Here is an 18,055-nt window from a genome sequence, read left to right on the forward strand (position 1 = left end):
GCAGTTTTTCTATTTCATAATCCAGATAGTATGATTTGTGAAAAATACCGGGAATTTAGACAATGGGCCATGATTTTTCCAAACTGGTCCGCCACCATGAAAAACAAAGCCTATATCGTGTTCGGGTTTCTGGCCCTTGCCTGGGGCATGACGTTTCTGTTTAACAAAAGTGCTAGCACCCTGATCACCCCGACACAGATTGCCGCCGTTCGCGTGTTTATGGGGTTCCTGCCGGTTTTTGCCGCAGCCCTGATCGGGCGCAAACTTAAATGGCGGCACTTGCGCTTTACCCACCATTTTATCGTGATGTCGGTTCTGGCGGGCAGTCTTTACTATTTCAGCTTTGCCAAAGGCATTCAGCTTTTGCCATCCAGCCTTGCCGGGATGCTGAGCGGCGCCATTCCAATGATTTCCTTTATCACCGCTGCGGCCTTTTTGCGCGATGAGCCTGTCAATCGTCGCTCGCTTCTTGGATTGGGGGTTGGCTTTATCGGGGTCGCGATGATTGCGCGGCCCTGGGACGCAAGCGTTTCGGCAAGCGATCTTGCCGGGGTTGGGTGTATCGGACTTGGGTCCCTCTGCGTTGGCCTGTCCTTTGTCTATGCCCGCCGGTTCTTAAGCCCGCTTGGCATTTCGCCCCTTGCACTTTGCACCTATCAATTGGGTATTGCCGCGCTGACATTGCTGGTTACCACCGACTTTGACGGCGCCAGCGCGATCTTTGACAATGGCTGGATCGCCCTTGGCCTGTTCTTTGGGCTTGGCCTGTTTGGCACCGGCTTTGCGTATTTGTGCTATTACTTCGTTGTTGAAAATCTTGGCGCGGTCAAAGCGGCAAGCGTGACCTATATCCCGCCGATTATCGCCGTTCTGACCGGCTCGCTGATTTTAGGGGAAAGCGTTCAACTGCTTGATCTGATTGCACTAGTGGCAATCCTGACCGGGGTTGTCGTGATGCAATCGGGACGCACCCCACCGATGCAACGCTGCCTGGCAAATCTGCCATCACAGCAAAGCTGATAAATCAGTCCCCTGCACACATCACGTGTGCAGGGGACCTTCAAAAAGGCTGTTAGCCCGCCACGGCACGGACGAATGCATTGATCAATGGATGATCTTCACCCCGAAGGGCGGCACGTTCGGGCTGAAACGCGGTTCCGATGAAGAACGGATGCCCGCGAAGCTCAACCGCGCGCGGATCGCGATCCTGATCCCAGGCCACAATCCGAAGATCCCGGCCGTCAAGCACATGGGCGTATTCCGGATTAAACCCGAATGAGCAGCGATAGGTTTCCGTCAAATGCGCTGTGCCACAAACCTTGCGGATCACACTGTTTTCCGCAAGGTCAATCCCACCATCCTGATCAATCAACGCACAGCTAAGCGGCGCGATCAGGGGCAAATCCGTATCCGGGTCGATTTCCGCATTTGCCGCATCAGCAAGACCAAGAACATTACGGGCATATTCCAGGATCGCGTGCTGATACCCGCCACAACTACCCAGAAATGCAATGCGGTTTTCTCGCGCACGCCGAATGGCGGCAAGCGCACCGTCAAAGCTTTGATAGGGGCTCGCCGGCACGCACCATATCCCGTTATAGCCATCAAGGGCTTGGGCATCAGGGCAATCAATGTCGGATGTCGCGACCCAGTGAAATGTGACGGTAATTCCAAGATTTTTGGCGGCCAGTTCCAGGGCCTTCGGGATGGCCTGATGGGCGGTAACGTTCGGGTTGTAATCGCCGACAAGTGCGATGGTGACGGTCATATGTTTTTCCTCGTTTCGTTTTCAATGACGAGGGAGAAAAGCCGGTTCAACCAACAAAAAACGGCCCGTGAAATCACGAGCCGGGATTTGAGCGCCAAACGGAGCTGCCTTTGTCGAACCTACTACAAAGTTCCGGACCGCGCCATATCTTCAAGAGCCATTTTCACGGCCTGCGCACGGTTCGAGACGTTCAGTTTGCGATAGATGTTTTTCAAATGGTACTTCACCGTGATTTCGCGCAGATCAAGGTGACGGGCAATGTCCTTGTTCGGACGTCCTTCTGACAGCAGTGCGAGAACTTCACGTTCACGCGGTGTCAGACGGCCAAAATCGCCCTCACTGCCAAAGCCACCGGCAAGGCGACCTTCGCCATCACCCCCGCCTGACATGTTGTCATTCATGTCGTTCAGAATCGACGACGGCAGGTATTTGTCACCAGCCAGAACCAGCTGCACAGCATTTGCCAGGGCCTGCCCACGCAGGGTCTTGGGAATAAAGCCATGCGCACCGGCCTCAAGCGCCTTGCGGACATCTTCACTTCGATATGCGCCAGAAAGCAGAACCACAAAGGTCGAATCTGCCACCTTCTCCAAGGTGCGCTTCAAACCTTCAAGTCCATTCATCCCCGGCATGCGCAGATCAAGCAGCACCAGATCGAATGTATTATTGGCTGCTATCAGCTCGAGTGCGGGGTCCAATGCCCCTGCTTCGGCCACTTCACAGTCATCGAAATACTGTTGGAACAGTAGCGAGATTGCCTCACGAACAAGATCGTGATCGTCCGCCAAAAGGATACGCAATGCTGTCGCCTTTCATCTACCTAATCGGCTCCTTCACCTACCTGCGAAGGATACCACACCAAAAGGTTGCACCTACTCAATTTTTCGGTCTGGGGAGCTCAGGATACGTAAGGCTGCACATATTAGCAAACGAGAAGTTTTCCAAGCAGATGCACTAGCGCGCAATCACGACAGTACTTCTGCACGCGCAACCGGACGTAGTTCTTCGAGCTTTACATTCAATGCAGAGGCTGTGACGTCGATATTTTTGCGTCCAAAATCGGCCAGCAACAGGGCAACAACACCGTTTTCACGCGGGTTGGCAACAACCTCGCCAATGATCTTGCGCGTGTAATCCTGACATTCTTCGGGGGACATGCCCATCTGTTCGCCAGCCCACTGGATCAGCATTTTATAAAGATGGGTTTCGACGCGAAAATCCTGTTCAAGATCAAAGCTGTACTTTGCTTCAAACCCGCGTTCACGATCATTAAAGCTGCTCATAATCGATTCCTTCTGTAAGCTGGTCACATTGTCATCGGAGCCAAACCGGTCAAGCCATTGTCTGTCATAGCATTTTATATGACAATAAACGACACCGATTTCACCCCGTTGCCTGATACTTTTGAATTTGACAAAGTGCGGTTCCGCACGCTTTGATCTGGCTCATGTGTACAGTCATTATTTTACGCCGCCCCGACCATGACTGGCCGGTGATCATTGGCGCCAATCGCGATGAAATGAATAACCGTCCCTGGAAGGCGCCTGCGCGCCACTGGGAAGACCGTCCTGATGTCATCGCAGGTCTGGATGAAACCGCCGGGGGAACCTGGCTTGGTGTCAATGAGGACGGCGTGGTTGCCGCCGTGCTTAACCGCTATGGCACGCTGGGCCCTGCAGATGGCAAACGATCCCGCGGCGAGCTGCCGCTTGAGGCACTTGACCATGCCGACGCGATTGACGCCGCACAAGCCCTTGCCGAACTTGATGGCGATGCCTATCGCCCGTTTAACATGGTGATCGCCGATAACCGGGATGCCTATTGGCTGGCAAACCGCGGTACGGGCAAGATCGAAATTACCGAGATCCCCGAAGGTCTTTCGATTCTGACGGCCCATGACCTTAATGACACGCAAAACAGTGCGCGCACCAAACGCAATCTGCCGCGCTTTGTCAGCGCCCCGGCCCCGCACCCCGACGCCGATGACTGGTTTGCCTGGCAGGCGCTTTTGGCTGATACCGGAACAGAGGCCCCGGACCCGGATCACCATGACATCCGTGCCGATGCAATGCTGGTGCGCAGCAATATCGGATTTGAGACCATCTGTTCGTCGCTGATCGGGCTTCCGGCGATTCCCACAAGCGAACATGAACTGCCAAGGCGCCCGGTCTGGCTATTTGCCGAAGGCCAGCCCGACAAAACACCGTTCCATCCGGTCGACGTCTAACACCAGATGGCGATCAACGTCTTTTCAGTTCAACAGGTTACCGCCACAATTCGGGCCCTCTGCGATACAGATGCTGACGGTTGCAAATTTCGATTATCAAGTTTGCATAAATAGAGCTTAAGCGACAATTGAGTTTCTCGCCAAGCACTGCTATACGGAGGGCGCGAATTTCAGGGTGCCTGCTGCGTCGGACGGCGGGCCTAGATGTGAAAGATCCCGCCAATGTCCAGAAAGCAGCCCATCTACGAGGGTAAAGCCAAGGTTCTTTACGAAGGTACAGAGCCCGGAACGATCATTCAGTATTTCAAGGACGACGCCACGGCGTTCAACGCCCAGAAGCGCGGCACCATTGCCGGCAAGGGTGTCCTGAACAACATGATCACCGAATTCGTCATGACCCGTCTGGCAGAAATCGGCATTCCGACTCACTTCATTCGCCGCCTGAACATGCGCGAACAGCTTTGCAAGAAATGCGAAATTGTTCCGATCGAAGTCGTGGTCCGCAACATCGTTGCCGGTTCGATGGCCAAGCGTCTTGGCCTCGAAGAAGGCGAACGCCTGCCGCGCCCGATTGTCGAGTTCTATTACAAGGACGACGCGCTGGGTGATCCGCTGGTGTCGGATGAACACATCCTCGCTCTGGGTTGGGCAGGTGCTGAAGAGCTTGAGGAAATTGTCGGCATGACCCTTCGCGTCAATGACTACCTGTGTGGTCTGATGCGCGGCATCGGCCTGAAACTGGTTGATTTCAAGCTTGAGTTCGGCCGCGTCTGGGAAGGCGACTTCCCGCAGTTGGTCCTGGCTGATGAATTCAGCCCGGATAACTGCCGTCTTTGGGATGCGATCACCAACGAAAAGATGGACAAGGACCGCTTCCGCCGCGATCTCGGCGGTGTCGAAGAGGCCTATCAGGAAGTCGCACGCCGTCTTGGTGTCCTCCCTGAGTCCGCCGAAATAGAGCAGCTTAAAAAAGACGAAACCAAATAACACCCCAAGGCCGCGCTCGCGCGGCCTTTTCTTATGGCTGGTCGGCCATGTGTGTCGGACAGCGTTTTGTTTGCAAACAGAACCCCGCGCGAGACCCGCGCATGCGAACTTAAAGGAGCTTCTCGTGAAAGCACGTGTTCATGTCACCCTGAAGAACGGCGTTCTCGACCCGCAGGGCAAAGCCGTTCACCACGCCCTTCAGGGCCTGGGTTTTGATGGCGTCAATGACGTCCGTCAGGGCAAATTCATCGAACTCGAACTGGATGGCACCGATGCCGCCAAGGCCGAAGCCGAGGTCAAGGAAATGTGCGAGAAGCTTCTCGCCAATACCGTGATCGAAGATTACAGCATCGAGCTGGCCTGATCGCCCGTGGCGGGCGGGGTCTTGTCACGGCAGGGCCTTTGTCTATCGGGATTAAGTAACCGACACTAATCAAGAGACGGTATTTCATGAAATCCGCTGTCATCCTGTTTCCCGGCATCAACCGGGAGAATGACGCCATCGCAGCACTGAAGCAGGCCACCGGCACCGAGCCCACCCTGGTCTGGCATGGCGACACCGAGCTGCCAAAGACCGACATCATCATGGTCCCGGGTGGCTTTTCCTATGGCGACTATTTGCGTTGTGGCGCCATGGCGGCCAAGTCGCCGATCATGCGTGCGGTTGCCGAACGTGCCAAACAGGGTGTAACCACCATTGGCGTTTGCAACGGCTTCCAGATCCTGACCGAGGCAGGCCTTCTGCCCGGTGCACTGATGCGCAATGCCAGCCTGAAATTCATCTGCAAGAACACGCATCTGAAAGTCGAAAACGCCGAGACGCGCTTTACCAATCTTTATAGCGCGGGCGAGATTGTCGAATATCCGGTCGCCCATCACGACGGCAACTATTTTGCCGACAGCGACACGCTTGACCGCCTTGAAGGCGAAGGTCGCGTTGTTCTGCGTTACTGCGATGTGGATGGCAAAGTGGATCCGGCGACCAACCTCAATGGTTCCCAGCGCAATATTGCCGGCATCATCAACGAGGCGGGCAACGTCCTTGGCATGATGCCCCACCCCGAGAACGCAATCGATCCGCTGCATGGTGGCACCGATGGCCGCAATCTGTTCAAAAGCATGGTGGAGGCAGCATCGTGAGCTCCAACGATTTCAACAGCACCCCGATCACGCCGGAACTGGTCAAGGAACACGGCCTGAACGAAGAAGAATACAAACTCGTTCTCGAAATCATGGGTCGCGAACCCAACATCAACGAGCTTGGCATTTTCTCGGTCATGTGGTCTGAGCACTGCTCCTACAAGTCGTCGAAAAAATGGCTGAAAACGCTTCCGACCAAGGCTGACTGGGTCATTCAGGGTCCGGGCGAAAACGCCGGTGTTATTGACATTGGTGATGGTCAGGCCGCCGTCTTCAAGATGGAAAGCCACAACCACCCGTCCTTTATCGAACCCTATCAGGGGGCTGCAACCGGTGTTGGCGGCATCATGCGTGACGTGTTCACCATGGGTGCACGTCCGGTCGCGAACCTCAATGCCCTTCGTTTTGGCGAGCCCGATCATCCGAAAACCCGCCATCTTCTGAGCGGTGTGGTCGAAGGCATCGGCGGGTATGGCAACTGCATGGGCGTTCCGACCATTGGCGGTGAAACCAACTTCCACGCATCTTACAACGGCAACATCCTGGTCAATGCGATGACCGTGGGTCTGGCCGATACCGATAACATCTTCTACTCAGCCGCGGCTGGCATCGGCAACCCGGTTGTTTATGTCGGGTCGAAAACCGGCCGTGACGGCATCCATGGCGCGACCATGGCATCGGCCGAGTTTGATGATGACAGCGAAGAAAAGCGTCCCACCGTTCAGGTCGGTGACCCGTTCACCGAAAAGCTTCTGCTGGAAGCCTGCCTTGAGCTGATGGCAACCGACATGATCGTCGCCATTCAGGATATGGGGGCTGCTGGTCTGACCTCGTCCTCGTTCGAAATGGCGTCCAAGGGCGGCGTTGGTGTTGAGCTGTGGCTTGATAAAGTTCCGATGCGCGAAGAAGGCATGACGCCCTACGAGCTGATGCTTTCAGAGTCGCAGGAACGCATGCTGATGGTCCTGAAACCCGGTTGTGAAGACGCCGCCAAGGCGATCTTTGACAAATGGGAACTCGACTTTGCCGTTATCGGTACGCTCACCGATACCAAGCGCATGGTTCTGAAATGGCATGGTGAAGTTGCCGGTGATCTTCCGATTGATCCGCTGGCCGAAGCATCGCCGGAATATGATCGTCCGTGGGAGCCGACCCCGAAACAGGATCGCATTGATCCCAACAGCATTTCGGCCAAGGTCAGCCATGTTGACGCGCTGAAAACCCTGATCGCATCGCCCGACCTCGCGTCGCGTCGCTGGATCTGGGAACAGTATGACCATCTGGTGCGTGGCAACACGATTGTCCGTCCGGGCGGTGATGCCGGCGTTGTCCGCGTCGAAGGTACGAACAAGGGCCTTGCCGCGACCACCGACTGTACCCCGCGCTATGTCATGGCCGATCCGGTCGAAGGCGGCAAACAGGCCGTTGCCGAAGCCTACCGCAACCTGGTTGCAACCGGCGCCAAGCCGCTTGCCATCACGGACAATATGAACTTCGGTAATCCGGAACGCCCGCGCATCATGGGTCAGTTCGTTGGGGCCTGCCAGGGCATTGGCGAAGCCTGCATCGCGCTGGACTTCCCGGTCGTGTCGGGCAACGTGTCGCTTTACAACGAAACCAATGGTGTCGGCATCATGCCGACCCCGGCCATTGGCGGCGTTGGTCTGATTTCCGATCTCGGTCACCATGCAACCATTGGCATCAAACGCGATGATAGCGCGCTGATCATGATCGGTGCGGCCACTGGTGAACTAGGTCAGTCGCTGTATCTCAAGACCATCGAAGGTCGCGAAGAAGGTGCTCCGCCACCGGTCGATCTGGGTGCGGAAAAGCGTGCCGGTACGCTGGTGCGTGAACTGATCGAACTGGGTCTGGTGCGCACTTGCCACGATATCGCCGATGGCGGCCTGCTGGTCACCGTTGCCGAGATGTGCCTTGCGGGCAATATCGGTGCAGACCTGCATCTGCCAGAAGCAGGCAGCGAAGTCGCATGGCTGTTTGGCGAAGATCAGGGCCGCTACGTGATCGCCACCCGCGATCCGGACAAGGTTCTGAACGCTGCTGGCAGTGCGAATGTTGCAGCCGTGATTATCGGTCAGGCCGGCGGTGATGCGGTCGTCATTGATGGCGGCGACAAAGTATCGCTTTCCGAACTGCGCGAGCTCAATGAAGGCTGGATGCCATCCTTCATGGCCGAAGCCGTTTAGTCAGGCCTCAGGCAAAACAAAAAACCCCGCCGGAGCAATCTGGCGGGGTTTTCTTTTGCCTGCGCTGAAACGCTCTTATTTAAAGCTGATCTTGGGGAACAGTCCTTTTTTCTTCGGCGCTTCGGCCGGGCCAACGCGTTCTTCGATGGCGGCGGCGATCTTGTCGGCAATCAGGCCATAGGCCTTGCTATGCTCGCCTTCGGGTTCTGTCTGGACAATCGGTTTGCCTTCGTCTGCGCCGAGGCGGATTTTAAGGTCGAGCGGAATTTCCCCCAGGAACGGCACGCCCAGTTCATCCGCCGCCTTGTGCGCCCCGCCATGATCAAAGATGTGATCGACATGGCCGCATTCCGGGCATTTGTAATAGGACATGTTTTCGATCAGGCCGAACACCGGCACATTGACCTTGCGGAACATATTCAGGCCCTTGCGCGCATCCAGAAGGGCGATGTCCTGCGGCGTTGAGACAATCACGGCCCCGGTCACCGGTACGCGTTGCGCCATGGAAAGCTGAATGTCGCCCGTGCCCGGCGGCATATCAACCACCAGCACATCAAGGTCACCCCAGTCGGTATCGCGCAGAAGCTGTTCCAGCGCGCCCATCGCCATCGGGCCACGCCAGATCACCGGTTGTTCTTCTTCGATCATGAAGCCGATCGACATGATCCGCATGCCAAAGGCCGATGGCGGGATCATTTTGCCCTGATGTTCTTTGGACGGGACCGGCTTGGCATCGCGAAGGCCCATCATACGCGGCAGGCTCGGCCCATAGATATCGGCATCCAGCAGGCCGACCTTGAGCCCCTTGGCCACCAGCGACAATGCAAGGTTGACCGAGGTGGTTGATTTACCCACCCCGCCCTTGCCGGACGCCACGGTGACGATGCTACGTACTGTCGGCAATTCCAGCGGCATCTGACCACCACCCTGCGGGCGCTGACCTGGTTGTGCCGGGCGGCTTGGCTGTGATGGCTGCGACGGCTGTGTGCTTTGCTGAGCGGCGGCTTTGGGACGCTCTGCCGTAAGGGCCACACGGGCAGTTGTGACCCCGTTCACAGCAGCCACCGCTTTTTCTGCCGCTTGGCGCAGATCTTCGAGGGCGGGGCCGCGTTCGGGATCAACGGCGATCATAACATTGACAGTTTCATCATGAATATCAATACCTTGCACCATGCCCTTGGCTGTGATTGATTGGCCGTCGACAGGGTCGATTACGCTATCGAGCGCGGCAGTAATCTGTTCACGGTTGAGGGAAGTCATATTGCGGTCTCCAAATTTCGGCTTAAGTCCGTGGTCACACAGAACTTGCAGGCGCGTATCATTGTTTTGCAAGGCAACCTGTCATATAAGGCCTAAGGGCATGCTCCGTCCAACAAGATTTCGTGAGTTTGCATTTGGCTACAATCTGTTGCAGTACCAACCGGCGTATCACAGGTTGGGTACAAAACTAGTGAGAAAAAAGTCTGATTTTCCCGGCATGTCCGGGCTCTATCAGCGAATTTGATCTTGTTGGACGGAGCATGCATTGGGGGCGTACCCCAAGCTCGGTAAACAAAGATAAACACCGAACGGCAAGAAGAGGAAGAAACTCGATGCCTTGGAATAATCAAGGGGGCGGTGGCCCCTGGGGCGGCGGCGGAAACAAAGGTGGCGGCCAGAACCCGTGGGGACAGCGTCCTTCCGGTGGCGGCGGCGGCGGAAACACGCCCCCCGACTTTGATGAAATGATTCGTAAAGGCCAGGAACGTCTTAAACGGCTGTTCCCCGGTGGTGGCGGATACAAGGGCTTTGTCCTGATCGGTATCGCCGTAATCGGGTTGTGGCTTTTGACCGGTTTCTACCGTGTCCAGCCGGGCGAACAGGGTGTAACGCTTCTGTTCGGTAAATGGGTTGGCACCACGGGTCCGGGTCTGAACTACTTCCTTCCGGCCCCGATTGGCGAGGTCATCAAGCCGAACGTCGAACGGACCAACCAGATCGAGGTTGGCTATCGCGGTGCAGGTACGGTGACATCCAACGGTTCGCGTGATGTGCCCGAAGAAAGCCTGATGCTGACCGGTGACCAGAACATCATCGACATTGATTATGTTGTTCAGTGGCGTATCAGCGATGCAGGTTCCTACCTGTTTAACGTGCGTGATCCTGAAAACACCATCAAGCTGGCATCCGAAAGTGCGATCCGTGAGGTCATCGGTAAAACCGACCTTGAAGAAGCACTGACTGTTGGCCGTGTCCGGGTTGAAGAACAGACCCGTACCCTGCTTCAGGAAATCATGGACGGTTATGAGTCCGGTATTTTCATTGCCGAAGTGAAAATGCAGAAAGTGGACCCGCCGCGCGACGTTATCGATGCCTTTAACGATGTGCAGCGTGCCCGTCAGGACCGTGATCGTTCCCAGAACGAAGCACTGGCCTATCGTAACGACATCATCCCGCGTGCAAAGGGTGAAGCAGAACGTCAGGTTCTTCAGGCCCGCGCATACAAGGATCGTGTCACCAAGGAAGCAGAGGGTGAAGCAGAACGCTTTAACTCCATCTACAATTCCTTCCTGACGGCCAAGGATGTGACGACCCGTCGTCTGTATCTGGAAACCATGCAGGAGATCTTGAGCAAGTCTGACAAGATCATCATGGAACAGAACGGCGAAGGTAACGGCGTTGTCCCGTATCTTCCGCTTCCGGAAGTTCAGAAACGTGCGAATGCAGGAGGCAACAACTAATGGCAAGTCCTAAACTTATTGCCGCTGGCGTCGTCCTGGTTATTGCTGCTGTCGTTGGTTCGATGTGCGTGTTTACCGTGCGTCAGGATCAGCAGGCACTCGTTCTTCAGTTTGGTAATCCGGTCCATGCGGTTTCCGAACCGGGTCTGCATTTCAAACTGCCGATCCAGAACGTTGAATATTACGAACGTCGTATTCTGGAACTTGATCCGCCGGTTCAGCAGGTTCTTCTGTCTGACCAGAAGCGTGTCAATGTTGACAGCTTTGCACGTTGGAAAATCATCGATCCGTTGATCTTCCGTCAGCGCGCAACCAACTCTGCCAACTTTGTGCAGCTGTTTGGTCAGCGTCTGAACTCGGTTATCCGTGGTGAGTTGGCACAGGCCCCGCTTGTGACGCTTCTTTCGGACAACCGTGCGCAGATCATGGAGAAAATCCAGTCGACCCTGATCAAACCGGCAGAAGAGTTCGGTGTAGAACTGATTGACGTTCGTATCGGTCGTACCGATCTTCCGCAGGAAACTTCGCAGGCGGTATATAACCGTATGCGTTCTTCGCGTATTGCCGAAGCCGCACAGCTTCGCGCAGAAGGTGAAGAGCTCAAGGCGAAGATCCAGGCAGAAGCTGATCGTGAACGTATCGGCATCATCGCCGAAGCCAACCGTCAGGCCGAAGTCCTGCGTGGTGAAGGCGATGGGCAGCGGAACGTCATCCTGGGTAAAGCGTATGGCAAGGACGCGGAATTCTTCGAATTCTATCGTTCGCTCGAAGCCTACAAAATTGCGCTTGATAACGGCTCGACTATGGTGCTTTCACCAGACAGCGAGTTTTTCCAGTACTTTAATAAGTCTGGCCCAGCGACAAGCCGCTAGACAAAACATAAGGGCGACCTGCATATTGGGCTGGTCGCCCTTTTTGTTTTTATAAATTCGATTTGTCGGGCGACCGTCTGACAGATCACAAAGAAACGCCGGAACGTCCCTGATCATGAAGGAACTTGCAACAGCCATACTTCTGGCCATCGCGTTGGAAGGTATGCTTTACACGCTGTTTCCCGGCGGCCTGAAAAGGGTGATGGAGCTTGTTCAGGAAATTCCTGAATCGCAGTTGCGCATTGGCGGATTGATCGCCGCTGTCGTCGCGATTGGTGGAATATGGGCAGTACGGACCTGGCTTTAGCAACCGGGCTCAGGATCAGGGGAACTGCCGCGCAATCGGTCCTCGTCACGATATTGTGCTTACATTTCCTTGATTTTTCCCAGTGCCGCCCAAATTCTGCCAAAGTCGGGGTTAAGTTGATTACTTAAGCGACGGGTGAAATACAGTCCCGCCGCGCGCTGCTCAATGAGAATGACACATACCGTGAACGCGGCAACGAACAGGATCAGACACATGCTAGACGCATTATACAACCCGGTGCGGGCGAAGGTAACCGCCGCACTGGTGATTGTTCTCCTTGGCGTGACCAGTGTTTCGCAGATCGCGAATGCCCGCCCCGCTCCTGAGAGTTTCGCAGACTTGGCCGAAAAGCTTCTGCCGACTGTTGTAAACATTTCCACAAGCCAGATGGTTGCCGAAAGACAGGGACCGGACTTCCAGTTCCCTCCCGGCTCGCCATTTGAAGACCTTTTCCGTGATTTTATGGACCGCAACGGTCAGGGTGGCCAGGGCGGACCGGCTCCGCAACGCCGCCGTGCGACCGCACTTGGTTCGGGCTTTATCATCTCGGCTGATGGTTACATTGTGACCAACAACCACGTGATTGACGGTGCCGATGAAATCACCGTGCGCCTGCATGATGGCGACACGCTTGATGCCGAACTGATCGGACGTGACCCGAAAACCGACGTCGCCCTGCTTAAGGTCGAACCGAAAGAAGACCTGCCCTTCGTCAAATGGGGCGATTCTGACAGTGCACGTATCGGTGACTGGGCCATGGCAATCGGTAACCCGTTCGGCCTTGGTGGCACGGTAACCGCCGGGATTATTTCCGCACGTAACCGCGACATTAATCAGGGCCCGTATGATGACTTCATTCAGACGGATGCCTCGATCAACCGTGGTAACTCTGGCGGCCCGCTGTTTAACCTTGATGGCGACGTAATCGGCATTAACAGCGCGATCTATTCGCCGTCGGGTGGTTCGGTCGGTATCGGCTTTGCCATTCCGGCAGGCATCGCACAAAGCGTTGTCGAACAGCTCAAGGAGTATGGCCGTACCCGTCGTGGCTGGTTGGGTGTTCACATCCAGACCGTGACCGAAGACATCGCGGACTCGGTTGGTCTTGATGAAGCAACCGGTGCCATGGTTGCCGGCGTCTCCGAAGATGGCCCGGCGAAGGAAGCCGGTATCAAACAGGGTGACGTCATCCTGACCTTTGATGGCAAAACGGTTGAGTCGATGCGTCGTCTGCCGCGCATTGTCGCAGAAACCAAGATCGGCAAGGATGTCGATGTTGTGATCTGGCGCGACGGCGAAAAGCAGACCGTCCAGGTCGAGCTTGGCGAACTTGAGGAAGAAGTCGTCGCGACAAGCGCAGACAGCTCCCAGGAACAGCAAGCACCCGCTGTTGCCGAGGCCAGCATCGATGAACTTGGCATCAAGATCGCCAATGTCGATGAAAGCCTGCGTCAGAGTTACAACCTTGCCGAAGGCACCGAAGGTGTGATCGTCACCGAAGTTTCCGGCGACAGCTACGCCGCCGAAAAGGGTGTTCGCCCTGGTGACATTATCATCGAGGCTTCGCACAGCTCGGTTGATTCGGTCGACGACGTCGTCGATGCTGTCAAAGCGGCCGTTGACGATGACAAACGCACCATCCTGATGCTGATCGAAACATCGGCTGGCCCGCGTTACTTCGGCCTGACGCTTTCGACCGAGGAATAAGCCATCCGGCTTAAGTTGATATCAAAAAAAGGGCGGCCTGATCATCAGGCCGCCCTTTTTGTTTAAACCGTTCGTGCCTTACGAAACGAAGTCCGACTTCGCGTAGCCCTGCAAATACAAAAGTGCGGTCAGATCACCGTGATTGATGCAAATGCGCGCCTGTTCCTGAACCGATGGTTTGGCGTGGAAGGCAACGCCAGTCCCGGCAAGCGAGATCATCTGAAGATCATTCGCACCATCACCAACCGCAATCGCATCATCAACCGTGATGCCTTGCTGCGCAGACAGGCTTTCAAGCGCATCGACCTTGGCCTGACGGTCCAGAACCGGTTTCTGAACCTTCCCGGTCAGCTTGCCATCCTTTTCAATCAGGACATTGGCCTGATCGTAATCGAAGCCAAGCTCGGCCCGAACCGCGCCGGTAAAGAAATCAAAGCCACCTGACACCAGGGCAACAAAGCCGCCATTGGCCTTCATGGTCGAAACCAGTTGCTTTGCCCCGCCGGTATACTCAACCGTTTTCCAGGCTTCTTTCAGCATCTCGGTCGACATGCCTTCAAGAAGACCGACGCGTTCATCAAGGGCTGCTTCGAAATCAAGTTCACCATTCATCGCACGTGCGGTGATCGCCGCCACCCGGTCCTTAACCCCGGCAAACTCGGCAAGTTCATCAAGGGTTTCACCGGTAACAATCGTGCTGTCCATATCGGCAATCAAAAGCTTCTTGCGACGTGTGGCGACCTTCTGGGTGATGGCATCCACCGGAAGCTCCGCCTCGGAAAGCGTCGTGTCGGCAACATCAAGCGGGATCCCGTCAAAAGTAAGATCGCAGGCCTCGCCCTCGGCAAGCCAGGTCACATCCCCGACCAGTGCGCCCGCCCCGGTCAACGCGATTGCCGCGTTATCAATCACGGCCTTGGTCAGCGCATTCGAATTCGGGGCGGCAATCAGGGTGAGAACCAATTTCATGGTCGCGAGGCTCCTTGGCGGGAAAGGCATAAAACATCGTTGTCGCCTTTATCCGAATTGCGCCGGACTGTGGCAAGAGAACTTTCGCATCCCCTGTTGCGGGAACGCATTATTTGCCGTGAAATTGCGTCGTAAATTCCTATGCCTGTCGCGCCGAACCCAATAGACTGGCCGACCTTTGAACACGTTACCCTGAAGGCACCCTGATGTCGGCCATCCAAGCCAGCAGTTCTTTTGCCCCTGTCCTGATCGTCGCTGGCCCGACCGCCAGTGGGAAGTCGGCACTCGCCCTTGATCTGGCGGAGGCCTTTGACGGGGTGGTGATCAATGCTGATAGCATGCAGGTCTATAAGGAACTGCGTGTGCTTTCTGCGCGCCCCGATGACAGTGAAATCGCGCGTGCACCACATCGGCTTTATGGCGTGTTGTCCGGGCGGGAGGCTTGCTCGGCCGGTAAATGGCGTGAAATGGCGATGGCCGAGATTGCCGATTGTCATGCCAGTGGCAAACTTCCGATCATCACGGGGGGTACGGGCATGTATCTGAATGCCCTGACCGAGGGGATCGCGCCGATCCCCGATATCCCTGCGCGGATTCGCGATGAGATCACAAACGAGCTTGAAGAACTTGGTCACGCCGAATTCTTTGCCAAACTCAACGCGCAAGATCCTGAAACCGCCGCCAACCTCGATGGCAGCAATACCCAGCGGCTGATTCGTGCCGCCGAGGTTTTTGCCCATACCGGGCGCGGATTGGCAAGCTGGCACAAGGAACCGGTGATTACCCCGCCCGAGAACATGAAATTCAAGAAACTTTGTTACATGCCGCCGCGCGACGTTTTGTATGACCGCTGCAACCGGCGTTTTGATCTGATGATTGAACAGGGCGCGATTGACGAGGTTAAAGGCCTGCTTGCCTTGGAATTGCCTGAAACAGCGCCGGTTATGAAGGCTGTCGGCGTGCGCGAGATCGCAGCATATCTTGCCGGGGAGATTGATCTGGCCACCGCCAAAGAGAAATCCCAGCGCGAAACCAGACGCTATGCAAAGCGGCAATTAACCTGGTTCAGACACCAAATGTTAGCCAAGGAAATCATCGACGCGCAATATTCGGAAAGTTTGGCAGCAAAAATGCGTCATGATGTTAACCAATTTCTGTTGACCACGCCAAAGTGAGGCGATAGGTTGGCCCTTCCCCCGCCGAAATGGCGGAAAACCGCCGTTTAGGCGGATTTTTCAACTCCAATTCGAGGATAATTGGATCATGTTTCAATCACGCGGTTATCACGCGACACGTTGTTGTCGCTAAGTAAAGAGGCTCGAAAATCATGGCAGAACGTATTTTAAGCGGTTCGGAAGTAGTGTTGCAGGCCCTTGCTGATCAGGGTGTGGAAGTCGTGTTCGGCTATCCTGGCGGCGCTGTCCTACCGCTATATGACGAGATATTTAAACAGAACCGGATTCGTCACGTTCTCGTGCGCCATGAACAGGCTGCTGTCCACGCTGCTGAAGGTTACGCCCGCTCGACCGGCAAGGTCGGCGTTGTGCTGGTGACCTCGGGACCGGGTGCGACAAACGCTGTTACGGGCCTTACCGACGCGTTGATGGATTCAATTCCAGTTGTCTGCCTGACAGGTCAGGTCCCGACTCATCTGATCGGGAATGATGCCTTCCAGGAAGCCGACACCACCGGCATTACCCGCCCGTGCACCAAACATAACTATCTGGTGAAAAATCCGGATCGTCTGGCGCGCACGATGCACGAAGCCTTCCACGTCGCCTCAAGCGGCCGTCCGGGCCCGGTCGTGATTGACCTTCCCAAGGACATTCTGGTTGGCAAGGCACCGTATCTGGAACCGGCACAGGTTCAGCACCGCACCTATAACCCGGTGGTCAAGGGCGAACGCAGCCAGATCGAAGAAGCCATGGAAATGCTGGCATCGGCGAAAAAGCCGATCCTGTATTGCGGCGGCGGCGTGATCAATTCCGGCATGCAGGCCTGCAAGCTTCTGACCGAATTCACCCGCATGACTGGTGCGCCGATCACGCTGACCCTGATGGGTCTGGGGGCTTATCCGGCGTCCGACAAGCAGTATCTGGGCATGCTGGGCATGCACGGCACCTACGAAGCAAACATGTCGATGCATGATTGCGATGTCATGGTCGCCATCGGTGCGCGTTTCGATGACCGTGTCACCGGCAACCTTGATTTCTTTGCGCCGAACTCGCAGAAAATCCAGGTCGACATTGATCAGAGCTCGATCAACAAGAACGTTCCGGTCGATATCGGGATCGTTGGCGATGTTGGCCATGTTCTTGAAGACATGATCAAGATCTGGAAAGCCAAGCAGTACAAGATCGAAGCCAACGCACTTGATAGCTGGTGGAAAGAAATTGAAGGCTGGCGCAGCAAACACTGCCTGTCCTACAAACAGCCGACCGACGTTATCAAGCCGCAGCACGTTATCCGCCGTGTTCATGCGCTCACCCGTGATCGCAAGACCTATATCACCACCGATGTTGGCCAGCACCAGATGTGGGCCGCCCAGCATTTCGGGTTCGAACATCCCTATGAATGGATGACGTCCGGTGGTCTGGGCACCATGGGCTATGGCATGCCGGCCGCCCTTGGCGTTCAGGTCGCCCACCCGGATGCGACGGTTGTGTGCTTCACCGGTGATGCGTCGATCATGATGAACATTCAGGAATGCGCGACGATGACGCAGTATCGTCTGCCGATCAAAACCGTGATCCTGAACAACCGTTATATGGGCATGGTCCGTCAGTGGCAGCAGCTTCTGCACGGGTCGCGCTATTCCGAAAGTTATAGCGAAACCCTGCCCGACTTCGTCAAACTGTCCGAAGCCTTTGGCTTCACCGGCATGACCTGCAATAACCCGGCTGATCTTGATGATGCCATCAAGAAGATGCTGGAAATTGATGGTCCGGTGATTTTGGACGTCGCTGTCGATGACAAGGAAAACTGCTATCCGATGATTCCGTCGGGCAAGCCGCATAATGAAATGCTGCTTGGGCAGGAAACCAACGGCGACGAAGCCATTGATTCCGACGAAGGGATGGTTCTGGTCTGATCCGCACAAACAAACAATCTGTGCGAATTGATCCCATCACATCAAAATGAAAAGGCCGGC

General features: G+C 55.6%; 17 protein-coding genes. 12 read left to right on the forward strand and 5 right to left on the reverse strand.

All coding sequences use genetic code 11. From position 1 onward, the window contains the following. The first annotated feature begins 96 nt into the window (after window positions 1-96). A complete protein-coding gene (locus tag TH4_RS00405) occupies window positions 97-1,020 on the forward strand; it encodes a DMT family transporter (RefSeq protein ID WP_064779974.1) in 924 nt (307 codons plus the stop codon). Window positions 1,021-1,072: 52 nt separating this feature from the next. Here TH4_RS00405 and TH4_RS00410 read toward each other — a convergent pair whose 3' ends face one another. From TH4_RS00410 to TH4_RS00420, 3 genes are all read right to left on the reverse strand, one after another. Continuing rightward, a complete protein-coding gene (locus tag TH4_RS00410; protein ID WP_064779513.1) occupies window positions 1,073-1,768 on the reverse strand; it encodes a CTP synthase C-terminal region-related (seleno)protein in 696 nt (231 codons plus the stop codon). Window positions 1,769-1,890: 122 nt separating this feature from the next. Further along, window positions 1,891-2,568 (reverse strand): response regulator, encoded by a 678-nt coding sequence (locus tag TH4_RS00415; RefSeq protein ID WP_008891727.1) that lies wholly within the window; start codon window positions 2,566-2,568, stop codon window positions 1,891-1,893. Window positions 2,569-2,733: 165 nt separating this feature from the next. Further along, the gene (locus TH4_RS00420) at window positions 2,734-3,051 is read right to left on the reverse strand and encodes a DUF1476 domain-containing protein (RefSeq protein ID WP_008891728.1); all 318 of its coding nucleotides are present in this window, start codon (window positions 3,049-3,051) and stop codon (window positions 2,734-2,736) included. Between the two features lie 164 nt (window positions 3,052-3,215). On the opposite strand from TH4_RS00420, the gene TH4_RS00425 reads away from it, so the two are divergent. The 5 genes from TH4_RS00425 to purL all read left to right on the forward strand — a co-directional run bounded on the left by TH4_RS00425 (window position 3,216) and on the right by purL (window position 8,329). Beyond that, a complete protein-coding gene (locus TH4_RS00425) occupies window positions 3,216-3,995 on the forward strand; it encodes an NRDE family protein (protein ID WP_064779514.1) in 780 nt (259 codons plus the stop codon). Window positions 3,996-4,217: 222 nt separating this feature from the next. Beyond that, window positions 4,218-4,982, forward strand: a complete 765-nt coding sequence (gene purC / locus TH4_RS00430; protein ID WP_008891730.1) for a phosphoribosylaminoimidazolesuccinocarboxamide synthase — start codon at window positions 4,218-4,220, stop codon at window positions 4,980-4,982. A gap of 124 nt (window positions 4,983-5,106) precedes the next feature. Beyond that, window positions 5,107-5,346, forward strand: a complete 240-nt coding sequence (gene purS / locus TH4_RS00435) for a phosphoribosylformylglycinamidine synthase subunit PurS (protein WP_008891731.1) — start codon at window positions 5,107-5,109, stop codon at window positions 5,344-5,346. An 86-nt stretch (window positions 5,347-5,432) separates the two neighbouring features. Further along, a complete protein-coding gene (gene purQ, locus TH4_RS00440; RefSeq protein WP_064779515.1) occupies window positions 5,433-6,122 on the forward strand; it encodes a phosphoribosylformylglycinamidine synthase subunit PurQ in 690 nt (229 codons plus the stop codon). Then, window positions 6,119-8,329 carry a phosphoribosylformylglycinamidine synthase subunit PurL gene (gene purL, locus TH4_RS00445; protein WP_064779516.1) on the forward strand — a complete coding sequence of 737 codons (2,211 nt, stop codon included), beginning with the start codon at window positions 6,119-6,121 and terminating at the stop codon, window positions 8,327-8,329. Before purQ ends, purL begins: the two co-directional genes overlap by 4 nt. Window positions 8,330-8,404: 75 nt before the next feature. Here the strand turns inward: purL and TH4_RS00450 are convergent, their stop codons facing one another. Beyond that, complete coding sequence (locus TH4_RS00450; RefSeq protein WP_064779517.1) at window positions 8,405-9,589, reverse strand: Mrp/NBP35 family ATP-binding protein; 1,185 nt, start codon at window positions 9,587-9,589, stop codon at window positions 8,405-8,407. A 332-nt stretch (window positions 9,590-9,921) separates the two neighbouring features. Here TH4_RS00450 and hflK point away from each other — a divergent pair, with 332 nt between their 5' ends. The 4 genes from hflK to TH4_RS00470 all read left to right on the forward strand — a co-directional run bounded on the left by hflK (window position 9,922) and on the right by TH4_RS00470 (window position 13,935). Continuing rightward, window positions 9,922-11,049 (forward strand): FtsH protease activity modulator HflK, encoded by a 1,128-nt coding sequence (gene hflK, locus TH4_RS00455; protein WP_064779518.1) that lies wholly within the window; start codon window positions 9,922-9,924, stop codon window positions 11,047-11,049. Then, a complete protein-coding gene (hflC, locus tag TH4_RS00460) occupies window positions 11,049-11,921 on the forward strand; it encodes a protease modulator HflC (protein ID WP_064779519.1) in 873 nt (290 codons plus the stop codon). The genes hflK and hflC overlap by 1 nt, the downstream gene beginning before the upstream one ends. Before the next feature lie 115 nt (window positions 11,922-12,036). Next, the gene (locus tag TH4_RS00465) at window positions 12,037-12,228 is read left to right on the forward strand and encodes a DUF2065 domain-containing protein (protein WP_008891737.1); all 192 of its coding nucleotides are present in this window, start codon (window positions 12,037-12,039) and stop codon (window positions 12,226-12,228) included. A gap of 213 nt (window positions 12,229-12,441) precedes the next feature. Continuing rightward, window positions 12,442-13,935: a DegQ family serine endoprotease gene (locus tag TH4_RS00470; protein WP_064779520.1), complete on the forward strand. Its 1,494-nt coding sequence runs from the start codon at window positions 12,442-12,444 to the stop codon at window positions 13,933-13,935. A gap of 78 nt (window positions 13,936-14,013) precedes the next feature. On the opposite strand, the gene serB is transcribed toward TH4_RS00470, so the two are convergent. Then, window positions 14,014-14,904, reverse strand: a complete 891-nt coding sequence (serB, locus tag TH4_RS00475) for a phosphoserine phosphatase SerB (protein ID WP_064779521.1) — start codon at window positions 14,902-14,904, stop codon at window positions 14,014-14,016. A gap of 206 nt (window positions 14,905-15,110) precedes the next feature. Here serB and miaA point away from each other — a divergent pair, with 206 nt between their 5' ends. Continuing rightward, window positions 15,111-16,079 carry a tRNA (adenosine(37)-N6)-dimethylallyltransferase MiaA gene (gene miaA, locus TH4_RS00480; protein ID WP_064779522.1) on the forward strand — a complete coding sequence of 323 codons (969 nt, stop codon included), beginning with the start codon at window positions 15,111-15,113 and terminating at the stop codon, window positions 16,077-16,079. 152 nt (window positions 16,080-16,231) lie between these two features. Further along, the gene (locus TH4_RS00485; RefSeq protein WP_008891744.1) at window positions 16,232-17,995 is read left to right on the forward strand and encodes an acetolactate synthase 3 large subunit; all 1,764 of its coding nucleotides are present in this window, start codon (window positions 16,232-16,234) and stop codon (window positions 17,993-17,995) included. The last annotated feature ends 60 nt before the right edge of the window (window positions 17,996-18,055 follow it).

The organism is Thalassospira tepidiphila MCCC 1A03514 (genome assembly GCF_001662875.1).
In the GTDB taxonomy this organism is placed as follows: domain Bacteria; phylum Pseudomonadota; class Alphaproteobacteria; order Rhodospirillales; family Thalassospiraceae; genus Thalassospira; species Thalassospira tepidiphila.